At 64.4% G+C, this 17,749-nt stretch carries 18 protein-coding genes and 1 tRNA gene; 8 read left to right on the top strand and 11 right to left on the bottom strand.

Features of this window, described 5'->3' with window-relative positions; genetic code table 11:
- Positions 1–18 precede the first annotated feature (18 nt).
- Positions 19–1,095, bottom strand: coding sequence for a COX15/CtaA family protein (locus KYK29_RS11885; RefSeq protein ID WP_254691106.1), 1,077 nt, complete (start codon positions 1,093–1,095; stop codon positions 19–21).
- 136 nt (positions 1,096–1,231) lie between these two features.
- On the opposite strand from KYK29_RS11885, the gene KYK29_RS11890 reads away from it, so the two are divergent.
- Both KYK29_RS11890 and KYK29_RS11895 read left to right on the top strand, forming a co-directional pair.
- Positions 1,232–1,450, top strand: coding sequence for a DUF2842 domain-containing protein (locus KYK29_RS11890; protein ID WP_254691107.1), 219 nt, complete (start codon positions 1,232–1,234; stop codon positions 1,448–1,450).
- A 167-nt stretch (positions 1,451–1,617) separates the two neighbouring features.
- Complete coding sequence (locus KYK29_RS11895) at positions 1,618–2,844, top strand: GNAT family N-acetyltransferase (protein WP_254691108.1); 1,227 nt, start codon at positions 1,618–1,620, stop codon at positions 2,842–2,844.
- A 15-nt stretch (positions 2,845–2,859) separates the two neighbouring features.
- On the opposite strand, the gene KYK29_RS11900 is transcribed toward KYK29_RS11895, so the two are convergent.
- On the bottom strand, positions 2,860–5,094 hold the full coding sequence (locus KYK29_RS11900; protein WP_254691109.1) for a GumC family protein: 2,235 nt from the start codon (positions 5,092–5,094) through the stop codon (positions 2,860–2,862).
- Positions 5,095–5,305: 211 nt separating this feature from the next.
- Between KYK29_RS11900 and KYK29_RS11905 the strand changes: the two genes are divergently transcribed.
- Genes KYK29_RS11905 through KYK29_RS11925 form a run of 5 tightly spaced genes read left to right on the top strand, consistent with a single transcriptional unit; the run spans position 5,306 to position 11,085 of the window.
- On the top strand, positions 5,306–5,881 hold the full coding sequence (locus tag KYK29_RS11905) for a polysaccharide biosynthesis/export family protein (RefSeq protein WP_254691110.1): 576 nt from the start codon (positions 5,306–5,308) through the stop codon (positions 5,879–5,881).
- Positions 5,882–5,886: 5 nt separating this feature from the next.
- Complete coding sequence (locus KYK29_RS11910) at positions 5,887–7,074, top strand: glycosyltransferase family 4 protein (RefSeq protein WP_254691111.1); 1,188 nt, start codon at positions 5,887–5,889, stop codon at positions 7,072–7,074.
- Positions 7,075–7,127: 53 nt separating this feature from the next.
- Entirely contained in the window at positions 7,128–8,696 is a 1,569-nt protein-coding gene (locus tag KYK29_RS11915; protein WP_254691112.1) for an undecaprenyl-phosphate glucose phosphotransferase, read from the top strand.
- Positions 8,693–9,934, top strand: a complete 1,242-nt coding sequence (locus KYK29_RS11920; RefSeq protein WP_254691113.1) for an O-antigen ligase family protein — start codon at positions 8,693–8,695, stop codon at positions 9,932–9,934. The genes KYK29_RS11915 and KYK29_RS11920 overlap by 4 nt, the downstream gene beginning before the upstream one ends.
- Positions 9,931–11,085 (top strand): glycosyltransferase family 4 protein, encoded by a 1,155-nt coding sequence (locus tag KYK29_RS11925; protein ID WP_254691114.1) that lies wholly within the window; start codon positions 9,931–9,933, stop codon positions 11,083–11,085. The genes KYK29_RS11920 and KYK29_RS11925 overlap by 4 nt, the downstream gene beginning before the upstream one ends.
- A 211-nt stretch (positions 11,086–11,296) precedes the next feature.
- On the opposite strand, the gene KYK29_RS11930 is transcribed toward KYK29_RS11925, so the two are convergent.
- From KYK29_RS11930 to KYK29_RS11970, 9 genes are all read right to left on the bottom strand, one after another.
- Positions 11,297–11,551, bottom strand: coding sequence for a GlsB/YeaQ/YmgE family stress response membrane protein (locus KYK29_RS11930; protein ID WP_254691115.1), 255 nt, complete (start codon positions 11,549–11,551; stop codon positions 11,297–11,299).
- A gap of 410 nt (positions 11,552–11,961) precedes the next feature.
- Positions 11,962–12,216, bottom strand: coding sequence for a hypothetical protein (locus KYK29_RS11935; RefSeq protein ID WP_254691116.1), 255 nt, complete (start codon positions 12,214–12,216; stop codon positions 11,962–11,964).
- Positions 12,217–12,319: 103 nt separating this feature from the next.
- Positions 12,320–12,396, bottom strand: a tRNA-Pro gene (locus KYK29_RS11940).
- A gap of 115 nt (positions 12,397–12,511) precedes the next feature.
- The gene (locus KYK29_RS11945; protein ID WP_254691117.1) at positions 12,512–13,042 is read right to left on the bottom strand and encodes a MerR family transcriptional regulator; all 531 of its coding nucleotides are present in this window, start codon (positions 13,040–13,042) and stop codon (positions 12,512–12,514) included.
- Positions 13,043–13,168: 126 nt separating this feature from the next.
- A complete protein-coding gene (locus tag KYK29_RS11950; protein WP_254691118.1) occupies positions 13,169–13,507 on the bottom strand; it encodes an integration host factor subunit alpha in 339 nt (112 codons plus the stop codon).
- A 190-nt stretch (positions 13,508–13,697) separates the two neighbouring features.
- On the bottom strand, positions 13,698–14,669 hold the full coding sequence (locus KYK29_RS11955; RefSeq protein WP_254691119.1) for a beta-ketoacyl-ACP synthase III: 972 nt from the start codon (positions 14,667–14,669) through the stop codon (positions 13,698–13,700).
- A 2-nt stretch (positions 14,670–14,671) separates the two neighbouring features.
- Complete coding sequence (gene plsX, locus KYK29_RS11960) at positions 14,672–15,730, bottom strand: phosphate acyltransferase PlsX (RefSeq protein WP_254691120.1); 1,059 nt, start codon at positions 15,728–15,730, stop codon at positions 14,672–14,674.
- A 116-nt stretch (positions 15,731–15,846) separates the two neighbouring features.
- The gene (locus KYK29_RS11965; protein ID WP_254691121.1) at positions 15,847–16,401 is read right to left on the bottom strand and encodes a YceD family protein; all 555 of its coding nucleotides are present in this window, start codon (positions 16,399–16,401) and stop codon (positions 15,847–15,849) included.
- Positions 16,402–16,546: 145 nt separating this feature from the next.
- Positions 16,547–17,098: a ubiquinol-cytochrome C chaperone family protein gene (locus tag KYK29_RS11970; RefSeq protein ID WP_254691278.1), complete on the bottom strand. Its 552-nt coding sequence runs from the start codon at positions 17,096–17,098 to the stop codon at positions 16,547–16,549.
- Positions 17,099–17,250: 152 nt separating this feature from the next.
- Between KYK29_RS11970 and KYK29_RS11975 the strand changes: the two genes are divergently transcribed.
- Complete coding sequence (locus KYK29_RS11975) at positions 17,251–17,718, top strand: outer membrane protein assembly factor BamE (RefSeq protein WP_254691279.1); 468 nt, start codon at positions 17,251–17,253, stop codon at positions 17,716–17,718.
- Positions 17,719–17,749: the final 31 nt, after the last annotated feature.

Genomic DNA, 17,749 nt, shown 5'->3' on the forward strand with positions numbered 1-17,749 from the left:
AGCAATCCGCCTGCTTGCCTATCTCTCATACTCTCCGAGAAAGCCGCGCCAATGCGCGACGGCGAAGCCCAGCACGACCAGCGCGCCGCCCTGATGCGCGAGCGCCCAGCCGAGCGGAACCTGCCAGACGAGGGTCAGGATACCGATCACCGCCTGCATGAGGACAAGCGCGAAGAGGACAACGGAGCGGCGGGCATGGGTCGTACGCGGCGCGGCGCGCAGCGACGAGATCATATGCACGAGCGCCAGCGCGAAGAGGACATAGGCCCCGATGCGATGGACGAATTGCACCGTCTTGGGATTTTCGAAAAGATTGATCCACCAGGGTTGTTGCAGGAAAAGCCCGCCCGGCACGATCGCGCCGTCCATCAGCGGCCAGCTATTGTACGAAAGCCCGGCATGAAGACCGGCCACAAGTGCCCCCAGATAGATCTGGAAGACCGCCATACAGGCGATTGCGACCGCCATGCGCCGGGAAGACGCCGTCGGGGCGGGGTCGTCGCTGTGCGGCGACAGCGCCCGCATGATCCACATGGTGACCGCGAAGATCAGACAGGCGACGACGAGATGGGCGGCAAGGCGATACTGACTGACGGAAACCCGTTCGGCGAGCCCCGAGGTCACCATCCACCAGCCGATGAATCCCTGAAAACCGCCAAGCGCCAGAAGCCCGACCAGCGGCCAGCGCGTCTTTTTCTCGATCCGGCCCGTCAGCCAGAAAAAGGCGAGCGGCAGCGCGAAGACGAAGCCAATGGAGCGGGCGAGCAACCGATGCGCCCATTCCCACCAGAAGATGACCTTGAATTCCTCGACGCTCATGCCCTTGTTGATGTGCTCATATTGCGGAATCCGCTTGTAGAGTTCGAATTCCTCCTGCCATTCGCTCACCGACAACGGCGGGATGACGCCATGGATCGGCTTCCATTGCGTGATGGAGAGGCCGGATCCGGTCAGCCGCGTCGCGCCGCCGACCAGCACGAGACAGAAGAGCAGGAAGAGCACGAAGCCGAGCCAGCGACGCACCTGACGACGGTTGCGTTCGATCTTGTCCGGATCGTTGAAACTGCGGTATGCGGTCGCGGTCGTGACGCTCATTTTCTCGGCTCCTGTTACTGGCGTTGATTTGCCCGACCCGGCCGTGCAAAACAAGGTCCGAACCTTTGCGTCATGCCGTCGCGCCCTTGTCGCCCGCATGTTTAATGGCCGCAGGCCACAGATTGGAAGATCGTCCATGCCCCCTCGCCTCCGAAAGCTGATCGGCACGGTCCTGATCATCGTCCTCGTCATCGTCTATGCGCTGGTGGCGACCACCGTCGCTTCCGCCACGCTCGGACAATCGCCCTGGTGGATCCACCTGCTCTATTTCACGTTCACGGGCCTGCTGTGGATCCTGCCGGCGATGGCCATCATCAAATGGATGGAAAAGCCGCGCCGGCCGAAGGATCGCTGATATCGCCATCGTCACCGTCTCGGCCGTTATGACCTTGCTAACCGCGCTGGCTGTTTTTCCACGCACCGGCGCGGTCTCGGCCGACACCTTAAACCTTTCTTCCATGGCCTGCCCCTATCCTGCCTCACGCCGGCAGGGCTGGCGACGTCGTCGACAAAGGTCACGCCATGGGAGCGGTGCAGTTCACTGTCCAGATCATGCCGTTCGAGCGTAAGAGCATTCCCGGCCCCTCCGGAGCGTCCGGCGGCGACGACAGGCGCACGGCGGCGGACCTGCGTATCCGCCTGCATCCGCGCATGGAGCCGCTGGAGGAACGCTGGCGGCGGCTTGAAGCCGAAAACGTCCTTTCGCTCCATCAGGGATACGACTGGTGCCACGCCTGGGCGCACAGCCGCGGTTGCCGCCTTCTGATTGCCGAGGGCATCGCCGACGGACAAACCCAATTCCTCCTGCCGCTGGAAATCGCACAGCGCGGACCGGCGCGGATCGCCCGCTTCCTCGGCACCCGCTTCAGCAATATCAACACGGGGCTCTATACGCCCGGCTTGCACGCGCTTGCCGCGCGGATGCCCTTGCGCCGGGCTTTCGACGAGGCGCGCGATGACTTCGCCCGCCACTTCGATCTTTTTCTTCTGGAGAAAGTCCCGCTCGACTGGCGCGGTGAGACGACGCCCTTTTCCGGCCTGCCGGCCGCGCGCAACCAGAACACCGCCTTCCAGCTGCCGCTCCATCCGGATTTCGAGCAGACGCTGGTGCAGATCAACGCCCGCCATCGGCGCAAGAAATTCCGCGTATCGGAACGCCGGCTGATGGCGCTCGGCGGCTATGATCATGTGATCGCCGGAACGGCCCGTGAAAACCGCCTGTTTCTCGAAGCCTTTTTCCAGCAGAAAGCCATCCGGTTCGACGCCATGGGACTTCCCGATGTCTTCCGCGATGCGGCGACACGGGATTTTTTCCGCACGCTCGCGGATCTGCCGCAGGAAGCGGACGCCTATCCGCTGCGTCTGCACGCCATTCGGCTCAAGGGACGACACGAGGGACGGATCGCGGCGATCGCCGGGCTCTCGCGCAAGGGCGACCATGTCATCTGCCAGTTCGGATCCATCGACGAAGGCCCGGCCGCCCCTGCAAGCCCCGGCGAGTTTCTCTTCCATCTGATCATTCAGAGGCTTTGCGGCGAGGACGTCCGGCTGTTCGATTTCGGCATCGGCGACCAGCCCTACAAGCGTTCCTGGTGCTCCGTCGAGACGACCCAGCACGATCTCCTCTGGCCGGTCACGCCGACGGGCAGCGCCGTGGCGATGCTGCACCGTTCCAAGGCCGCCGCCAAACGGCTGATCAAACGGAGCCCGCCGCTCTATTCCTTCCTCCAGCGCCTGCGTTCCGGCTGAACCGCGGCAAGCCGCCTATGCGGCGGCGCGGCCGGGCGAAGGCAATCCGCCCTCTCCCGTCATCAGCACGATCTCGCTGTAGCCGGCATCGCCGAAGGCGCCGATCAGCTCGACGATCTCGTCCTCCTGCGATCCGGGCAGGCAGAGGATGATGTCGGTGTCGCGCTCGCGCGTCAGCCGGCGCACCCCGCTGACGTCCGCCGGGCCGCATTCGACGATCACGGTGTCATAGGCGTCGGCGAAGGCGTCGATCACCATCGACAAGCGGTCGATGCCCCGCATCGCCCGGCGAATGTCGCCGTTGCCGCGCGGGATGATATGGGCGTCCGAAAGGCGATCGCCGTGGATGATATCGCCAAAGGCCGCCTCGCCCACCAGAAGCTCGGTGATGCCCGGCAGATTGTCGGCGCGGGCCATCAGCCGTGTCGGGCAGGCCGAACCGGTCAGGTCGATCAGCAGCGTCCGCCGGCCGGCTTGCGCGATGCGCCGCGCCAGCATGACCGTGACGGTCGAGCCGCGATCGCCGGAAGGAGAAACGGCAATCGCAACCGGAACGCCGTTGTCCTCCACGTATCGCGCCACCGCCGCCACCGAAAAGTCCGCCTCTTCGTCCACGTCCTCGGCGCTACCGAGTAGCGACGCATGCGCCTGCGAAGGCTCGGGGACCGGCGACGGAATGCCGGCGAGAAGCGAGGCCGCCGCAAAAGGCGTTTCCCGCTCCCGGCCGGCGGCGTCTACCGCCTGCGGTTCGGGTTCGAATGCCGGGACAACCGCGACAGGCGGATCCGGATCCTCGTTTTCCTCCTTGCGCCGCGCCGCCGGGGCAGCCGCCGGAACGGTCGCGCCGACAGGCTTCAGCGCCCGGCCGCTGAACAGCTCCGCCAGCAGCACGGCGATGGCGCTCAGCGCAAACCCGGCGACACCGCCGACGATGGTGATCGGCAGCACCTTGGGAAAGGCGGCTTCCGTCGGCTCCACCGCCGCCGAGATGACTCGGGCATCGGCCGGGGCGGCGCTCCCGTCCTGCCGCGACATGGCCTCGCGATAGCGGGCAAGATAGGTTTCAAGCAGCTGGCGCTGCGCCGCCGCCTCGCGCTCCAGCGCCTTCAGGCCGACCTCGTCCTCGCCGGCGCGCGCCGTGTCGGCCTTCAGCGCGGCAAGTTGCTCGATGAGCTGGGTCTCGCGCAACGTCGCCGTCTTGGCCTCATTGGCGAGACTGCCGAGGATCTTCTGCGTCTCCGCCTTGATCTGCTGGCGAACGCCCGCGAGCTGTGAACGCAACCCCTTGAGCCGGGGGTGCTCTTCGAGCAGCGACGTCGAAAGGTCGGCGATCTGCGCCTGCACCTGCGCTTCGCTCTCCTTCAGCCGCTGGATCATTTGCGAACCGACGACATCCGTCAGCGTATCGGGTGCGCCGCCGGCCTCCAGCACCGCGCGGACACTCGCCGCGCGCGCTTCGGCATTCGCCCGCTCGCCACGCACCCGCGCCAGTTCCGCGGAGATGTCGCCAAGCTGCCGGACGGCGAAGGTGGCATTCTCGCCGGTCGGCAGGAGATCGGACTGCCCGCGATATTCCGCGACCTTCTGCTCCGCCTCACGCACCTTTTCGCGCAGATTGGCGATTTCCGGCTCCAGCCAGCGCGTCGCCTCCGAATTGGTGTCCAGCTTGGCGCCGCTTTGCAGCGACATGTAGACCTTGGCCATTTCATTGGGGATTTCCGCCGCCAGACGCGGATCGCGCGAACTGAACTCGATGGCGATGACACGGGAGCGCTCCACCTGATAGACGCGGAGCTTCTCGTTGAATTCCTTCAGCACCCGCTCCTCCGGCTCCAGGTCGAGCGGGTCCTTGCCGGCGCCGAGCAGGACGAGCAGGTCGGACAGCGCCGAGGGCTTCGCGGTCGGGTCGAACTCCTCCAGTTCGTAGAGCTTCATGTTGCGTGCGACCTGCTTGATCAGATCGGCCGATCTCAGAAGCTGGACCTGACTGGCGATACCGGGCTCGTCGAAGGGCGGCTGATCCCGCCCCTGCGCCTGATCGGCACCCGTCGTGAAAGCCGGTTCGCGTGTTTCTATGATCAGCCGCGCCTCGCTCCTGTAGGTCGGCTTGACCAGGCTTGCCGCGGCGAAAGCGATGCCGGCGCAGGCGACGGTCGCCAGCAACACGCGCCTGCGGTTGCGCCAGATCGCGCCGAAAAGACCGCCGAGGTCGATATCGACGTCCTGCTGGCTCGCGTGATGGCCGGCCATATACCCACTCCAGACAATAAACTCGACCGGAAGGTAAACGAGCATGGTAACCTAAGGGTTAATCTCCGCTGCTTTCACACCCGTAAAATCCGTAACCGCAGCCGGACGGCTTTCCCGTGATCGTCTATTCCCGGAGCGCCCTTTACCAGCCGTTAACCCTAACGGATCGATAAGGAAGGCACGACTGAGGTATTCCGGATTGGGAAAGCGAATGGCATTCGCAACGTTCAACAAGGGCGTTCTGCTCGCGCTGGCGCTGATTGCGCCGGCGATTGCGGGCTGTAGCGGCTACCGGCCCGCCCCCAAGGCGTTTCACGAAGCGACGATCCAGCCCTACCGGCTCGACAGCGGCGACCGCCTGCGCATCACCGTCTTCGAACAGGCCGGCCTCAGCAACACCTATTCCGTGGACCAGGCCGGCTATATCGCCTTCCCGCTCGTCGGCGCGGTGCCGGCGCGCGGCCGCACGCTACAGGAACTGGAAAGCATCCTTGCCGCCAAACTGCGGCAAGGCTATCTGCGCGATCCCGACGTTTCGATCGAGGTCGACCGCTACCGCTCCATCTACCTCATGGGCGAAGTGGGCCAGGCCGGCCAGTACAGCTATGTCGCCGGCATGACCATTCAGAACGCCATCGCGGTGGCCGGCGGCTTCTCGCCGCGCGCCAATCAGGCCGATGTCGACATCACGCGCAAGATCAACGGCAAGATCATCACGGGGCGCGTTCCGATTTCCGATCCGGTCCTGGCGGGCGATACGATCTACGTCCGCGAACGGCTGTTCTGACCGTCATGGCGGGTGACGGGCCGTTGCGCATCATCCATTGCTTCCGCTCCCCCATCGGCGGGATCTTCCGCCATGTGCGCGATCTCGCCGAATTCCACGCCCGGGCCGGTCACGACATCGGCATCGTCTGCGACAGCCTGACGGGAAGCGATTACGAGGACGCGCTGTTCGACGACATCCGTCCGTTTCTGTCACTCGGTCTCGTCCGCCTGCCGATCAGCCGCTCCATCGGCTTTTCGGATCTTGGCACACTCCGGAAATCTTTTTACGAAATCAAAAGCTTACAGCCGGATATCCTGCATGGGCACGGCGCCAAGGGCGGCGCCATCGCCCGGCTGGTCGGCTCAGCCCTGCGGGTGAACAGGTATCGCGTAGCCCGTCTCTATTCGCCGCACGGCGGCAGCCTGCATTATGATCGCGGCACGTTATCGGGACTTTCCATCCATCTGGCCGAACGCGGCCTCGAAACGCTGACCGATGCGCTTGTTTTTGTCTGCGACTACGAGAAGGAGGCCTATCTGCGCAAGGTCGGCAAGCCGCACCGCCGCTTCGAGCGCATCTACAACGGCATTCACGACCGGGATTTCGGCGCCGTCCATACCCGGGCCGACGCCGTCGACTTCCTCTACATCGGCATGCTGCGCGACCTGAAGGGGCCGGACCTCTTCATCGACGCCTTCGCGCTCGCCGAACGGCTGGTCGGCCGGCCGCTCTCCGCCATGATGGTCGGCGACGGGCCGGAGCGCGACAAATACGCCGCCATGATCGAACGCCAGGGGCTCGGCCGGCGCATCGCCATGCTGCCGGCCATGAAGGCGCAGGACGCCTTCGCCTTCGCCCGCACGGTCGTCGTTCCCTCGCGCGCCGAAGCCATGCCCTATATCGTGCTGGAGGCGATCGCCGCCCGCAGACCGGTGATTGCAAGCCGGGTCGGCGGCATTCCCGAGATCCTCGGCGCCGACAGTCCCGCGCTGGCCGAACCACAGGACATCACCTCGCTGGCCGCAATCATGCAGCAGGCGATCGAGGATCCCGGCTGGCGCGACAGCGTCATGCCCGATCCGTCAGCCTTTCAGGATACCTTCTCCGCCTCCGTCATGGCAAACCGCCTGCTTGACCTCTATCGGGACATTCTCGACGGAAAACCGGCCGGTTCGCACGCGTCCGACGGGCCCTTGCGCTCTCCCGCGTAAGCGTTTCTTAGGGGCTTCATGCTATCCCCGGGCCAGGATTCCGGAGGTGCCCCATGAGCCAGGTCGAAAAGCCCGTTGCGTTCGACGCCGATGCGTTGCGACGCAAGGTCACGGAAATCCGCACCATGCCGTCCCGCGAGGGCGAGCAGATCGACGGCGGCAAGACGGCCGACCTCAATCCGCTGGCGCAGCAGATCGCCCTGCAATTCCGCGACGACACCTATTCGCCGGCGATGATCATCGGCCTCCTGCGTCTTCTCGAAGGCGTCATGCTCTTCGCCATCGGATATGCGATCAACATGTTCTATGTGCAGCCCGACCGGGACATGCTGTTCTTCTATTTCTCCCTGCTGATCGGCGGGCCGATGCTCGCCGTCCTGCTTCTCCAGCTTGCCGACACCTATCAGGTTCCGGCCCTGCGTTCGCCATGGCGCACGACGCCCCGCCTGCTGCTGGCCTGGGGGCTCACCTTCGCGGCGATGACGCTGATCCTGTTCTTCCTCAAGAGCAGCGAGGATTACTCGCGCGTGTGGTTTGCCGCCTGGCTCGTCATCGGCGGCCTCTATCTCGTCGCCGAGCGGCAGTTCATCGCCTATTCGATCCGCCGCTGGGTGCGCGACGGCACGATGGAGCGACGCGCGGTGATCGTCGGCGGCGGGGACCCCGCGAAAGACCTGATCCGCGCGCTGGAACGGCAGCCGGAAAACGATATCCGCATCTGCGGCATCTTCGACGACCGCGACGAACGGCGCTCGCCGTCCGTCATCGCCGGTTATCCCAAGCTCGGCAATATCTCCGAACTGGTCGAATTCGCGCGTCTTGCCCGGATCGACATGCTGATCATCGCGCTGCCGCTGTCAGCCGAAGCGCGCATCCTGGCGCTTCTCAAGAAACTCTGGGTGCTGCCCGTCGACATCCGCATCGCCGCCCATGCCAGGGGCCTGCGCTTCCGGCCCCGCAGCTACTCACAGGTCGGCAGCGTGCCGATGCTCGACGTTTTCGACAAGCCGATCGCCGACTGGGACAATGTCGCCAAGCGCATCTTCGACGTCGCCTTCAGCGTGATCGCGCTGCTGCTGCTGTGGCCGGTCTTCATCGGCGCGGCGCTGGCGGTCAAACTCTCGTCCCCCGGCCCTGTTCTCTTCAAGCAGAAGCGGCACGGCTTCAACAACGAGATCATCGAGGTCTACAAGTTCCGCTCGATGTATACGCATCTGTCCGACCCGTCGGCGCGCGCCGCCGTGACCAAGGGCGACCCCCGCGTGACGCCGGTCGGGCGCTTCCTGCGAAAGTCCTCCATCGACGAACTGCCGCAGATTTTCAACGTGCTCAAGGGCGAGCTTTCGCTCGTCGGCCCGCGGCCGCACGCCATCCAGGCGCAGTCGCACAACCGCAAATACGTCGATGTTGTGGAGAGCTATTTCGCGCGCCACCGCGTCAAGCCGGGCGTCACCGGCTGGGCCCAGATCAACGGCTGGCGCGGCGAGATCGATCACGACGACAAGATCCGCTACCGAACGGAGTTCGACCTCTATTATATCGAAAACTGGTCGCTCTGGATGGATCTGAAGATCCTGTTCGTGACACCGCTGCGGCTTCTGAATACGGAAAACGCCTATTGAGCGACACGGTCCTCATCGCCGCGCCACCGTTCCGGCCGCATCTTGCGGCGCTTGGCGTCCTGGGGTCGGCGCTGGTCGCCTTCGGCGTCTTCCTGTCGGGTTTCGTCATCAGCGAGCCCGCGCCCTACGAGTTGTTCATGGCCGGGCTCATCGGCCTGTGGGCCATCGTCGGCTTGCGCATCTCCCGCCCGGTCGCGCCGCTCCTCGTGCTGCTCGTTGTCTTCAACATGGGCGGCATGCTGTCGCTGACGGTGATGGAGGATCTTTCGGGCGGCCCGATGTATATCGCCGTCTCCCTGTTCCTCGCGCTTTCCAGCGTGTTCTTCGCCGCCATCATCGAAGCGCGATCCTCGCGGCTGGACCTGATCTTCCGCGCCTGGGTGGCGGGCGCGCTGATGACGGCAAGCCTCGGTATCCTCGGCTATTTCCACGCCTTTCCCGGCGCGGAGGTATTCACCCGCTACGATCGCGCCATGGGAGCATTCCAGGATCCCAACGTCTTCGGCCCCTATCTCGTCGCGCCCTCGCTCTATCTGCTGCACGGCCTGCTCGCCGGCCGCCTTCACGGCGCACCGCTCAAGATCACCGGTCTGCTGATCCTCGCGCTGGGGGTGTTCCTGTCCTTCTCGCGCGCCGCCTGGGCGCTTTATCTTTTCTGCGCCGTGGCGCTGGTCTTCGTCATGCTGCTCAAGGAGCGCACGGGAGCCTTCCGGCTGAAAATCCTCATCCTCAGCCTCTCTGCACTGGCGCTGATGATCGCGGCGCTCGTCGTGGCGCTGCAATTCGACAAGGTCGCGGACCTTTTCTCCAGCCGCTCCCAACTGGTGCAGGAGTATGACGGCGGTCACCTCGGCCGGTTCGAGCGGCACCGCATCGGCTTCCTCATGGCCATGGAAAAGCCGCTCGGCATCGGGCCGATGGTGTTCAGCACCATCTTTCCCGAGGACGAACACAATATCTGGCTGAAATCGCTGACCACCTACGGCTGGCTCGGCTTCCTGTGCTATCTGACGCTGATCGTCTGGACGCTTGCAGCGGCTTTTCGCGCGCTCTTGCGCAACCGGCCCTGGCAGCCGTTCCTGATGATCAGTTTCATCACGCTCATCGGCCACACCGTGATCGGATTCGTGATCGACACCGATCACTGGCGGCATTTCTATCTGTTGCTCGGCATTCTATGGGGCTGCCTCGCGCTGGAATGGCGGCACAACCGCGCCGCCCGGACCGCCGCTCCATGAATGCCCTGCCGGAACGATCCCTGCGCCCGCTGCGGCTGCTACAGGTGCTGGAGCCGAGCGGTGGCGGTTCGGGACGGCATTTCATCGATCTGTGCCGGGGTCTCGGGGCACGCGGTCATCACGTCGAGGCGATCTATTCGCCGCTGCGGGCGGAACCGCGTTTCATCGAGGAATTGCAGTCCCTCGGCCTTCCCGGCGTCCATTCCCTCGCCATGCGCCGCGCGCCCGGCCCTTCCGATCTTGCCGCCTGGCGCGGGCTGGCGCGGATCATCCGGAGCCATGGCCCGTTCGACGTGGTCCACGGGCACAGCTCCAAGGCGGGCGCGCTCTGCCGCCTGCGGTTGCCGGGCGATCGCGCCGCGCGGGTCTATACACCGCACGCCTTCCGCACCATGGACCCCGGTCTCGGGAGCGCCGGCCGCTTCGTCTATGGCGCCGTCGAAACGATACTGGCCCGCTTCTTCACCGGCCGGGTGATCTGCGTATCCGCCGATGAATACGAACATGCCCGCAGGCTTGCCATACCGTCCCGCAAGCTCGACCTCATCGTCAACGGCGTCGCAACGCCTCCACGGGGAGCGCGCACGGCGATCCGGTCGGATATCGGCATGGGCGAGCGGGACCTACTTTTCGGTTTCGTCGGGCGGCTTTGCCCGCAGAAGGCGCCGAAGCGCCTGCTCGACGCTTTCGGCCTTGTGGCCGACCGCCTGCCTGCGGCAAGGCTGCTGATGATCGGCTCGGGGGAGATGGAAGCGGAGGTCCGCGAACGGATTGCGCGCTCCCGCCATGCCGGGCGAATCCACCTCACCTCCGCTCTCAGCGGTCCGCAGGCGATGGAGGCCATCGACGTGCTGGTGATGCCGAGCCGCTACGAGGCCATGTCCTATGTGATGCTGGAGGCCGCCGCTGCCGGCAAGCCGATGATCCTGACGCGGGTGGGAGGCGCCTCGACGGTGCTGGCCGACGGCGTCAACGGCCTTATCGTCGAAAACGACGACGATCCGCGCCCTCTTGCCGAGGCGATGATCGCGGTCGCCGACCCGGCGCGCCTCCAGCGCTACACCGGGGCCGCCCGCGCGCGTAGCGGCGGCTATGGTGTCGGCCGGATGATCGGCCAGACGGAAGCGCTCTATCGGGCGCTGGCCTCCTGAAGCGGCGAAGGGCGGATGGCAAAAGACCGCGCCCCCTTCCGGGATGCGCGGTCTTTCATGGCGGCGCAAAACCGGCAATCGGGCGCGTCGCCCGATCGCAGGAGAGCGTCCAGAGCAATCCCGGTGAGCCGGATTTCACCGGGTTGCTCTGATATAACGTTCTTGCCGCATTATCCGACGCCGAAGCGATCTCGCTTCGGCTGGAAATGCTCTAGCGTTTGATGGCCCGGCCGATCGCAATGAGGATGCAGGCCCCGATGAAGCCGGCGATGAGATAGCCGATCCAGCCGCCGAGCGACACGCCGATCAGGCCGAGCAAGAGGTTGGCGACCGCCGCCCCGACGATGCCGAGAATAATGTTCATCAGCACGCCCATGTTGCTCTTCATGAACATTTCGGCAAGCCAGCCGGCAAGGCCGCCAATGATGATGGCCGCAATCCAGCCGATTCCTGCTGCGTCTTCCATTCCCGTCTCCTTGTTCAAGCAAAACCCGTCCCCCAATGGCCGGGTTCGTGCAGAACGTGGAGAGGTGGCGGCTGGTTCCATCGGAAGGCGAAGAATTCCGACGCTTCGCGCCGGCGCGGCGGCGGTGGTTGCTCGAAAACGGCTTCCGACAGACCGCGGGAAACAAAAAAGGTCGGGGCGAAACCGCACCGACCTTCTTCTCATCGTCTACTCACCAGTGCCAGTACATCCGTGGTCAAAAGCAATAAACGATGGCGGCGATTGCGAGCGGCAGAAACGTTCCAGCGCTCATCAGCAATGCCGATGACAGGGATATAGGAGGCCATTGTGTTCAAATCAAGGGCCTGACATTTCTTTCCGCCGCCGCCTCACGATGGCGGAAAGAGCGGCGGTCGCGACCTGCCCTGCCGTCAGCGCACCGTGACGGTGATACACCCCGAAAGCGTGGCGCGCGGCACCTTGGGCGCGGAGTTCCTCGTGCAGACGGTGTCGCGCCCCTTGAAGCCCTTGGCCGGCGTATAGATGAGATCCTTGCCCGTCACCGCTACCTCGCCCGATTTTGGCGCCGGGGTTGCAACGACCTTCGTTACCGCGATCTTCGTTTTCTTGCGGTCGTCGATAATATTGGTGAAACCGATATGGCAAGCCTTGTCGGCCGTCGTCATCGTGAACTTGCCGGCTTCCCTGCCGCTGCCCCAGCGGCGGCCGGATCGTCACATCATCATGAGAAGGATTGGTGTCTTCCACTTCCGCGAGGAAGGAAGAAAATGGTCGGAGCGGCGGGATTCGAACCCACGACCCCTTGACCCCCAGTCAAGTGCGCTACCGGGCTGCGCTACGCTCCGAACCGCCGAAACCCCTATAGTCTCGGGCACTTGCTTGCAAGCTTAAAATGCGAAAGTAGGGACAAAATCGGGGTTGAGCCTGGCTTCCCGTTCGCCGGCCGGGAAAAGGACGCGTTCAGCGCACCTGATCGAGCAGGCGCTTGCATTCCAGCAGATCGTAAAGCGCCTCCTGGAGCAGCGCCCGATCCTCCTTGCCGACGCTCGACGTGCCGATGGAGACTTCCGGAGCATCGTCCCCGCCGCCGACGAAAGAGAAGAAACGGCGGCTGGCCGGCGCCTTGGCCCGGCCGACGATCTGGTCCTCGTCGCTTCCGGCCTTCGGCGGCTGCGGTTCCTCGTGGCTGGCGGCCGCCAGCGCCTCGACCGTCGCAAGGTCGCCGCTGGCGATGGCCGCCACGAACTTGTTGCCATTGTTCCTGAGAAGCTTCTGGACGCCCTTGATCGTATAGCCGTGGTCGTAAAGCAGATGCCGGATGCCCTTGAGCAGTTCGATATCGTCCGGGCGGTAGTAGCGCCGCCCGCCGCCGCGCTTCATCGGCCTGATCTGGTTGAAACGCGTTTCCCAGAAGCGCAGCACATGCTGCGGCAGGTCGAGTTCGTCGGCGACCTCGCTGATGGTGCGGAAAGCGTCCGGGCTCTTGTCCATTCTACCCCCTGTCGGAACCTATGGTGCAGCCTGCAAAGACGCACCAGCGAATCGCATATATTTCAGCGGGTTATCAGCCGTCATTCAAGCTCTCAGGCCCGAGACCGGCATTTCCTCCGGCTTTCCTCAACTGTCCGGCGATTGGGGCTTTTGCTTCGCCTTGCGGACGAGATGCGCCTTCAGAACACGCTGTTTCAGAACATTGGAGGCCTTGAAGGTCATGACGCGCCGCGGTGAGATCGGAACTTCCTCGCCGGTCTTCGGGTTGCGTCCGATCCGCTCATTCTTGTCGCGCACCTGGAAAGTGGCGAAAGACGACAGCTTGACGCTCTCTCCACGCACGATGGCGTTGCAGATTTCGTCGATCACCGTCTCCACCAGTTCCGCCGATTCGGTTCGGGACAGACCGACTTTGCGGAAAACCGATTCGGCCAAATCCGCACGTGTCACCGTTTTGCCGCTCATCTTCTCCTCGCCGATTTCCTATAGAAAGCGCATGGTTAGTCGCGAAAGACTATTGTCCTTGCCCCGGCTGGTCAAGCGGCGTGACGTGTGAACCCGGCACAATCGCCTATGCGCAACGCGGCCGTTCTCCCCTTCTCCCCCGCCGGAAAGAAGGGGACCCGAAGGTCGGGACGCCGAGCCCGCCGCTACGCTACCAGCGTAGCAGCACCGCGCCCCAGGTGAATCCCCCGCCCATCGCCTCCAGAAGAACGAGATCGCCCTGCCTGATGCGACCGTCGCCGGCGGCTGCCGCCAGCGCCAGCGGAATGGAGGCGGCGGAGGTATTGCCGTGCAGATCCACCGTCACCACGACTTTCTCGGGCGCGATACCGAGCTTCTTCGCCGAAGCGTCGATAATACGCTTGTTCGCCTGATGCGGCACCATCCAGTCGATATCGTCGCTGGAAAAGCCGGTGGCGTCATAGGCCGCGACGATGACGTCGGTGATCATGCCGACCGCGTGCTTGAAGACCTCGCGGCCCTCCATCCGCAGATGGCCGACGGTGCCCGTGCTGGAAGGACCGCCGTCGACATAGAGCTTGTCGCGATGCGCGCCGTCGGAGCGCAGCTGCGCCGTCAGAACGCCGCGGTCCGCGTTGGTGCCGGCGCTTTCCTGCGCCTCCAGCACGATCGCCCCCGCGCCGTCGCCGAACAGCACGCAGGTGGTGCGATCCGTCCAGTCGAGAATGCGCGAGAAGGTCTCCGCGCCGATCACCAGCGCGCGCCGGGCCAGCCCGCCGCGAAGATGGGCGTCGGCGGTCGCAACCGCATAGACGAAGCCGGAACAGACCGCCTGCATGTCGAAAGCGAAGCCGTGATGCATGCCGAGCCGGTTCTGGATATCGACGGCGACGGCCGGGAAGGTGTTGTCCGGGGTCGATGTGGCGACGATGATCAGGTCTATATCCGCCGCTGTCAGTCCGGCGCGGTCCAGCGCCTGCTGCGCGGCGGCGGCCCCCAGCGACGCGGTCGTCTCGCCCTCGCCGGCGATATAGCGCTGGCGGATGCCGGTGCGCTGCACGATCCATTCGTCGGTCGTATCGACCATGCTTTCCAGCTCGGCATTCTTGAGCACCCGCTTGGGAAGCGCTGTTCCGAAGCCGCGAACCACTGAACGGATCATCTTCATACCCCACCGCTCACGCCGGGAGCCTCGCCTTCGACGGGGCGGCCGGCATGATACTTTTGCAAATCTTTTTCGATCTTGTCCTTGAGCCCGTTGCGGGCCATGTCGTAGCCGACGTCGACGGCGGCGGCGAACCCCTCGGCATCCGTGCCGCCGTGGCTCTTGATCACGATACCGTTCAGCCCCAGGAAGACCCCGCCGTTGACCTTGCGGGGATCCATCTTCTCGCGCACCCGGTCGAAAGCGCTCTTGGCGAGAATATAGCCGAGACGGGCGAGCAGCGTGCGCGACATGGCGGCGCGCAGATAGGTCGCGATCTGGCGTGCCGTTCCTTCCGCCGCCTTGAGGGCGATATTGCCGGCGAAGCCTTCCGTGACCACGACGTCCACCGTTCCCTTGCCGATGTCGTCGCCTTCGACGAAGCCGTAATAGTCGATGGCCTCGAAGTTGGCCTCGCGGATGAGCTGGCCGGCGGCCTTGACCTCTTCCTGCCCCTTGATCTCCTCGACGCCGACATTCAGGAGGCCAAGGGTCGGCTTCTCGATATCGAAGAGCGCCCGGGCCATGGCGCCGCCCATCAGCGCGAAGTCGAAAAGCTGGTTGGCGTCGGCGCCGATGGTGGCGCCGATATCGAGCACGATGCTTTCGCCCTTGAGGGTCGGCCAGATCCCGGCGATCGCCGGCCGCTCGATATTGGCCATCATGCGCAGGCAGAATTTCGACATCGCCATCAGCGCACCGGTGTTGCCGGCCGAAACGGCCACGTCGGCCTCACCCTTGGCGACCGCGTCGATGGTCCGCCACATGGAGGATTTCCCCCGGCCGCGACGCAGCGCCTGGCTGGGTTTTTCGTCCATGGCGACCGCGACGTCGCAATGATGGAAGGTACTCGCCGCCTTCAGCTTCGGATGCCGATCCAGGAGCGGCTCGCACTGGGCGGCGTCGCCGTAGAGAATGAAGCGTATGTCGGGGTGTCGCTCCAGGGCCTTGGCTGCGCCGGGGATGGCGACATTCGGACCGAAATCGCCACCCATGACATCAACGGAAATCGTGACCACGCGTGTATTGCCTTGTTCTGTTTCCGGCGACGGGGAACCGGTACGACGGAATTGCGTCAAAATACTGCTTTTCGCAGGGGTGACAACTGAATTATCCGCCGCCCCGATATTATCGTTCAGTCTTTTTTCCAGTCCTTGAGCACGGCGAAGGGAGACGGCTTGCGGTCGTCCTTTTCGGTGCTCTCTATATGGCCGGAAAAGGTCACGTCCACCTTGCGCGGGTAAGGGTCTATCGCCAGGGCGACATGTTCCGCCGCCACCGCCCCGACATCGATGCTGTCGCCGGAAAAGCTTTCCGGCGCGTCCGGACCTTCCGGGTCGAGCAGCATCTCGCCGCTCTCGATCGCCGCCGGCATGCGCGCCAGTCTGGAGCCTTCCGGCACGAACACCACTTCGACCGCCTCGTCGATATGGGCGTCCACCGGCTCCAGCGTCACCACGCAGGCCTGCACGATATCGGCCGAGACCCGGCCCTTCAGGCGCACGCCGTCGCGCTTCCAGCGCTGCAACTGGAAGCTGGCCGACAGCGCCTTGACCTCGAGGATGTTCCAGAGGGCCGCAAGTCCCGCCCGCTCCTCCGCGTCGGCCGCGATCGTGACCTCGACCGGATTGGCCGAGACATGCCCGACCCGCACGGGATAGGAAAAGGGAGTATCGTCGTCTTTCTTCATGATCGCTTTCCGGACGCCGGCGCGAATTTCGATTCGCCGGCCGGTCCATTCTTCATTCTAGAGCATTTCCGCTTTTCACCGAATCGCGAAAACGCTCTATCTGTTTGTTTTCATGCGATTGCCGGCGCACAGACGCGCCGCAACCTCAGCCGGGACGGGTTTCGGGAGGCGGCGACAGGCGCAGCGCCCCGATATCGATATCCTCTTCCGGCACGCTCGCCAGGGTCCACTCGACCGCCATCAGGTGGTCGGCAAGCGCCTCCATCGAGGGCGCGTCGTCGCCGGCCTCGGGATATATATTGCGGCGCAGCGCCAGCGCCAATGCCTCCCGGTCGGCGGCATCGAGAGCCGCGGCATAGGATTCCAGCCGGCCGTAGAACATGGCGGCGAATTTCTTCATCCGCTTCGGCACGCCGACGTCGCTGACGCCGAGTTCGCGAATGGAATGATCCACATCCTCGAAAAAGGCGTCGATGATCTCCTGGGCGATCTCCTGGCCGGAGGTGGCGCAACTGCGGGTGCGCCGGAAATAGAGGATGAGAACGGCCGACAGCATCTCGAAACGCCCCATCACGGTATCCGGAACGCCCAGCGCCTCGTAGAGGCCGGGCTCGCGCGCCGCCGCCGTCAGATGCGCATATTGCCGCTCGACAATTCGCCGGTTGCCGTTTTTTTTCCCGAACAGGCCGAAAATCATCATTAAGCCCAGTTTTGCCCGTTTCAAACTATCGAGCCGTCGCATGTCATGTTGCATGACGGTCGAAGCTGGTTTACCCAAGCAGGCACGAATTGCAATGGCTGTGCGGCGAACACAGTCCGGGGACGCCGTTGAAGAGAGATGCGTTGAATATGAAGCTGCTGCGTAACACCACTCTTGCCGCGGGCCTCTCCCTCGCCATCCTGTCGGGCTGCAACACCGGCGAAGTCCTGCATCAAGGCTACGTCGTCGATCAGGAAACGCTGGCGCTCGCTCCCGTCGGCTCGTCGCGCGAGCAGGTGCTCCTGTCGCTCGGCACGCCCACTTCCACCGCGACCTTCGGTAACGAGGTCTTCTACTATATTTCGCAGACGCGCTCGCGCCCCGTCGCCTTCATGAAGCCGAAGCTCGTCGAGCAGAGCATCCTCGCCGTCTATTTCGACAAGGACGGCAATGTCGGGCGGCTGGCCCATTACACGCTTCAGGACGGCGCGGTCTTCGATTTGATCTCGCGCACGACCCCCACCGGCGGCGCGGAACTCAGCTTCCTCGGCCAGTTGCTGCGTGGCGGAGCCAACCCGGGCATGATGCTCAAGAACGTGCTCGGCAACGGCTCCTGACCGACGCGGCCGTCTTGCCGGACGTCCGCAA

Origin of the sequence: Shinella daejeonensis (assembly GCF_024281235.1) — a bacterium.
In the GTDB taxonomy this organism is placed as follows: domain Bacteria; phylum Pseudomonadota; class Alphaproteobacteria; order Rhizobiales; family Rhizobiaceae; genus Shinella; species Shinella daejeonensis.

Coding starts and splice junctions, on each gene's coding strand:
- KYK29_RS11885 (WP_254691106.1), bottom strand. CDS start 1,095: ATGAGCGTCACGACCGCGACCGCATACCGCAGTTTCAACGATCCGGAC.
- KYK29_RS11890 (WP_254691107.1), top strand. CDS start 1,232: ATGCCCCCTCGCCTCCGAAAGCTGATCGGCACGGTCCTGATCATCGTC.
- KYK29_RS11895 (WP_254691108.1), top strand. CDS start 1,618: ATGGGAGCGGTGCAGTTCACTGTCCAGATCATGCCGTTCGAGCGTAAG.
- KYK29_RS11900 (WP_254691109.1), bottom strand. CDS start 5,094: ATGGCCGGCCATCACGCGAGCCAGCAGGACGTCGATATCGACCTCGGC.
- KYK29_RS11905 (WP_254691110.1), top strand. CDS start 5,306: ATGGCATTCGCAACGTTCAACAAGGGCGTTCTGCTCGCGCTGGCGCTG.
- KYK29_RS11910 (WP_254691111.1), top strand. CDS start 5,887: ATGGCGGGTGACGGGCCGTTGCGCATCATCCATTGCTTCCGCTCCCCC.
- KYK29_RS11915 (WP_254691112.1), top strand. CDS start 7,128: ATGAGCCAGGTCGAAAAGCCCGTTGCGTTCGACGCCGATGCGTTGCGA.
- KYK29_RS11925 (WP_254691114.1), top strand. CDS start 9,931: ATGAATGCCCTGCCGGAACGATCCCTGCGCCCGCTGCGGCTGCTACAG.
- KYK29_RS11930 (WP_254691115.1), bottom strand. CDS start 11,551: ATGGAAGACGCAGCAGGAATCGGCTGGATTGCGGCCATCATCATTGGC.
- KYK29_RS11935 (WP_254691116.1), bottom strand. CDS start 12,216: ATGACGACGGCCGACAAGGCTTGCCATATCGGTTTCACCAATATTATC.
- KYK29_RS11945 (WP_254691117.1), bottom strand. CDS start 13,042: ATGGACAAGAGCCCGGACGCTTTCCGCACCATCAGCGAGGTCGCCGAC.
- KYK29_RS11950 (WP_254691118.1), bottom strand. CDS start 13,507: ATGAGCGGCAAAACGGTGACACGTGCGGATTTGGCCGAATCGGTTTTC.
- KYK29_RS11955 (WP_254691119.1), bottom strand. CDS start 14,669: ATGATCCGTTCAGTGGTTCGCGGCTTCGGAACAGCGCTTCCCAAGCGG.
- KYK29_RS11965 (WP_254691121.1), bottom strand. CDS start 16,401: ATGAAGAAAGACGACGATACTCCCTTTTCCTATCCCGTGCGGGTCGGG.
- KYK29_RS11970 (WP_254691278.1), bottom strand. CDS start 17,098: ATGATTTTCGGCCTGTTCGGGAAAAAAAACGGCAACCGGCGAATTGTC.
- KYK29_RS11975 (WP_254691279.1), top strand. CDS start 17,251: ATGAAGCTGCTGCGTAACACCACTCTTGCCGCGGGCCTCTCCCTCGCC.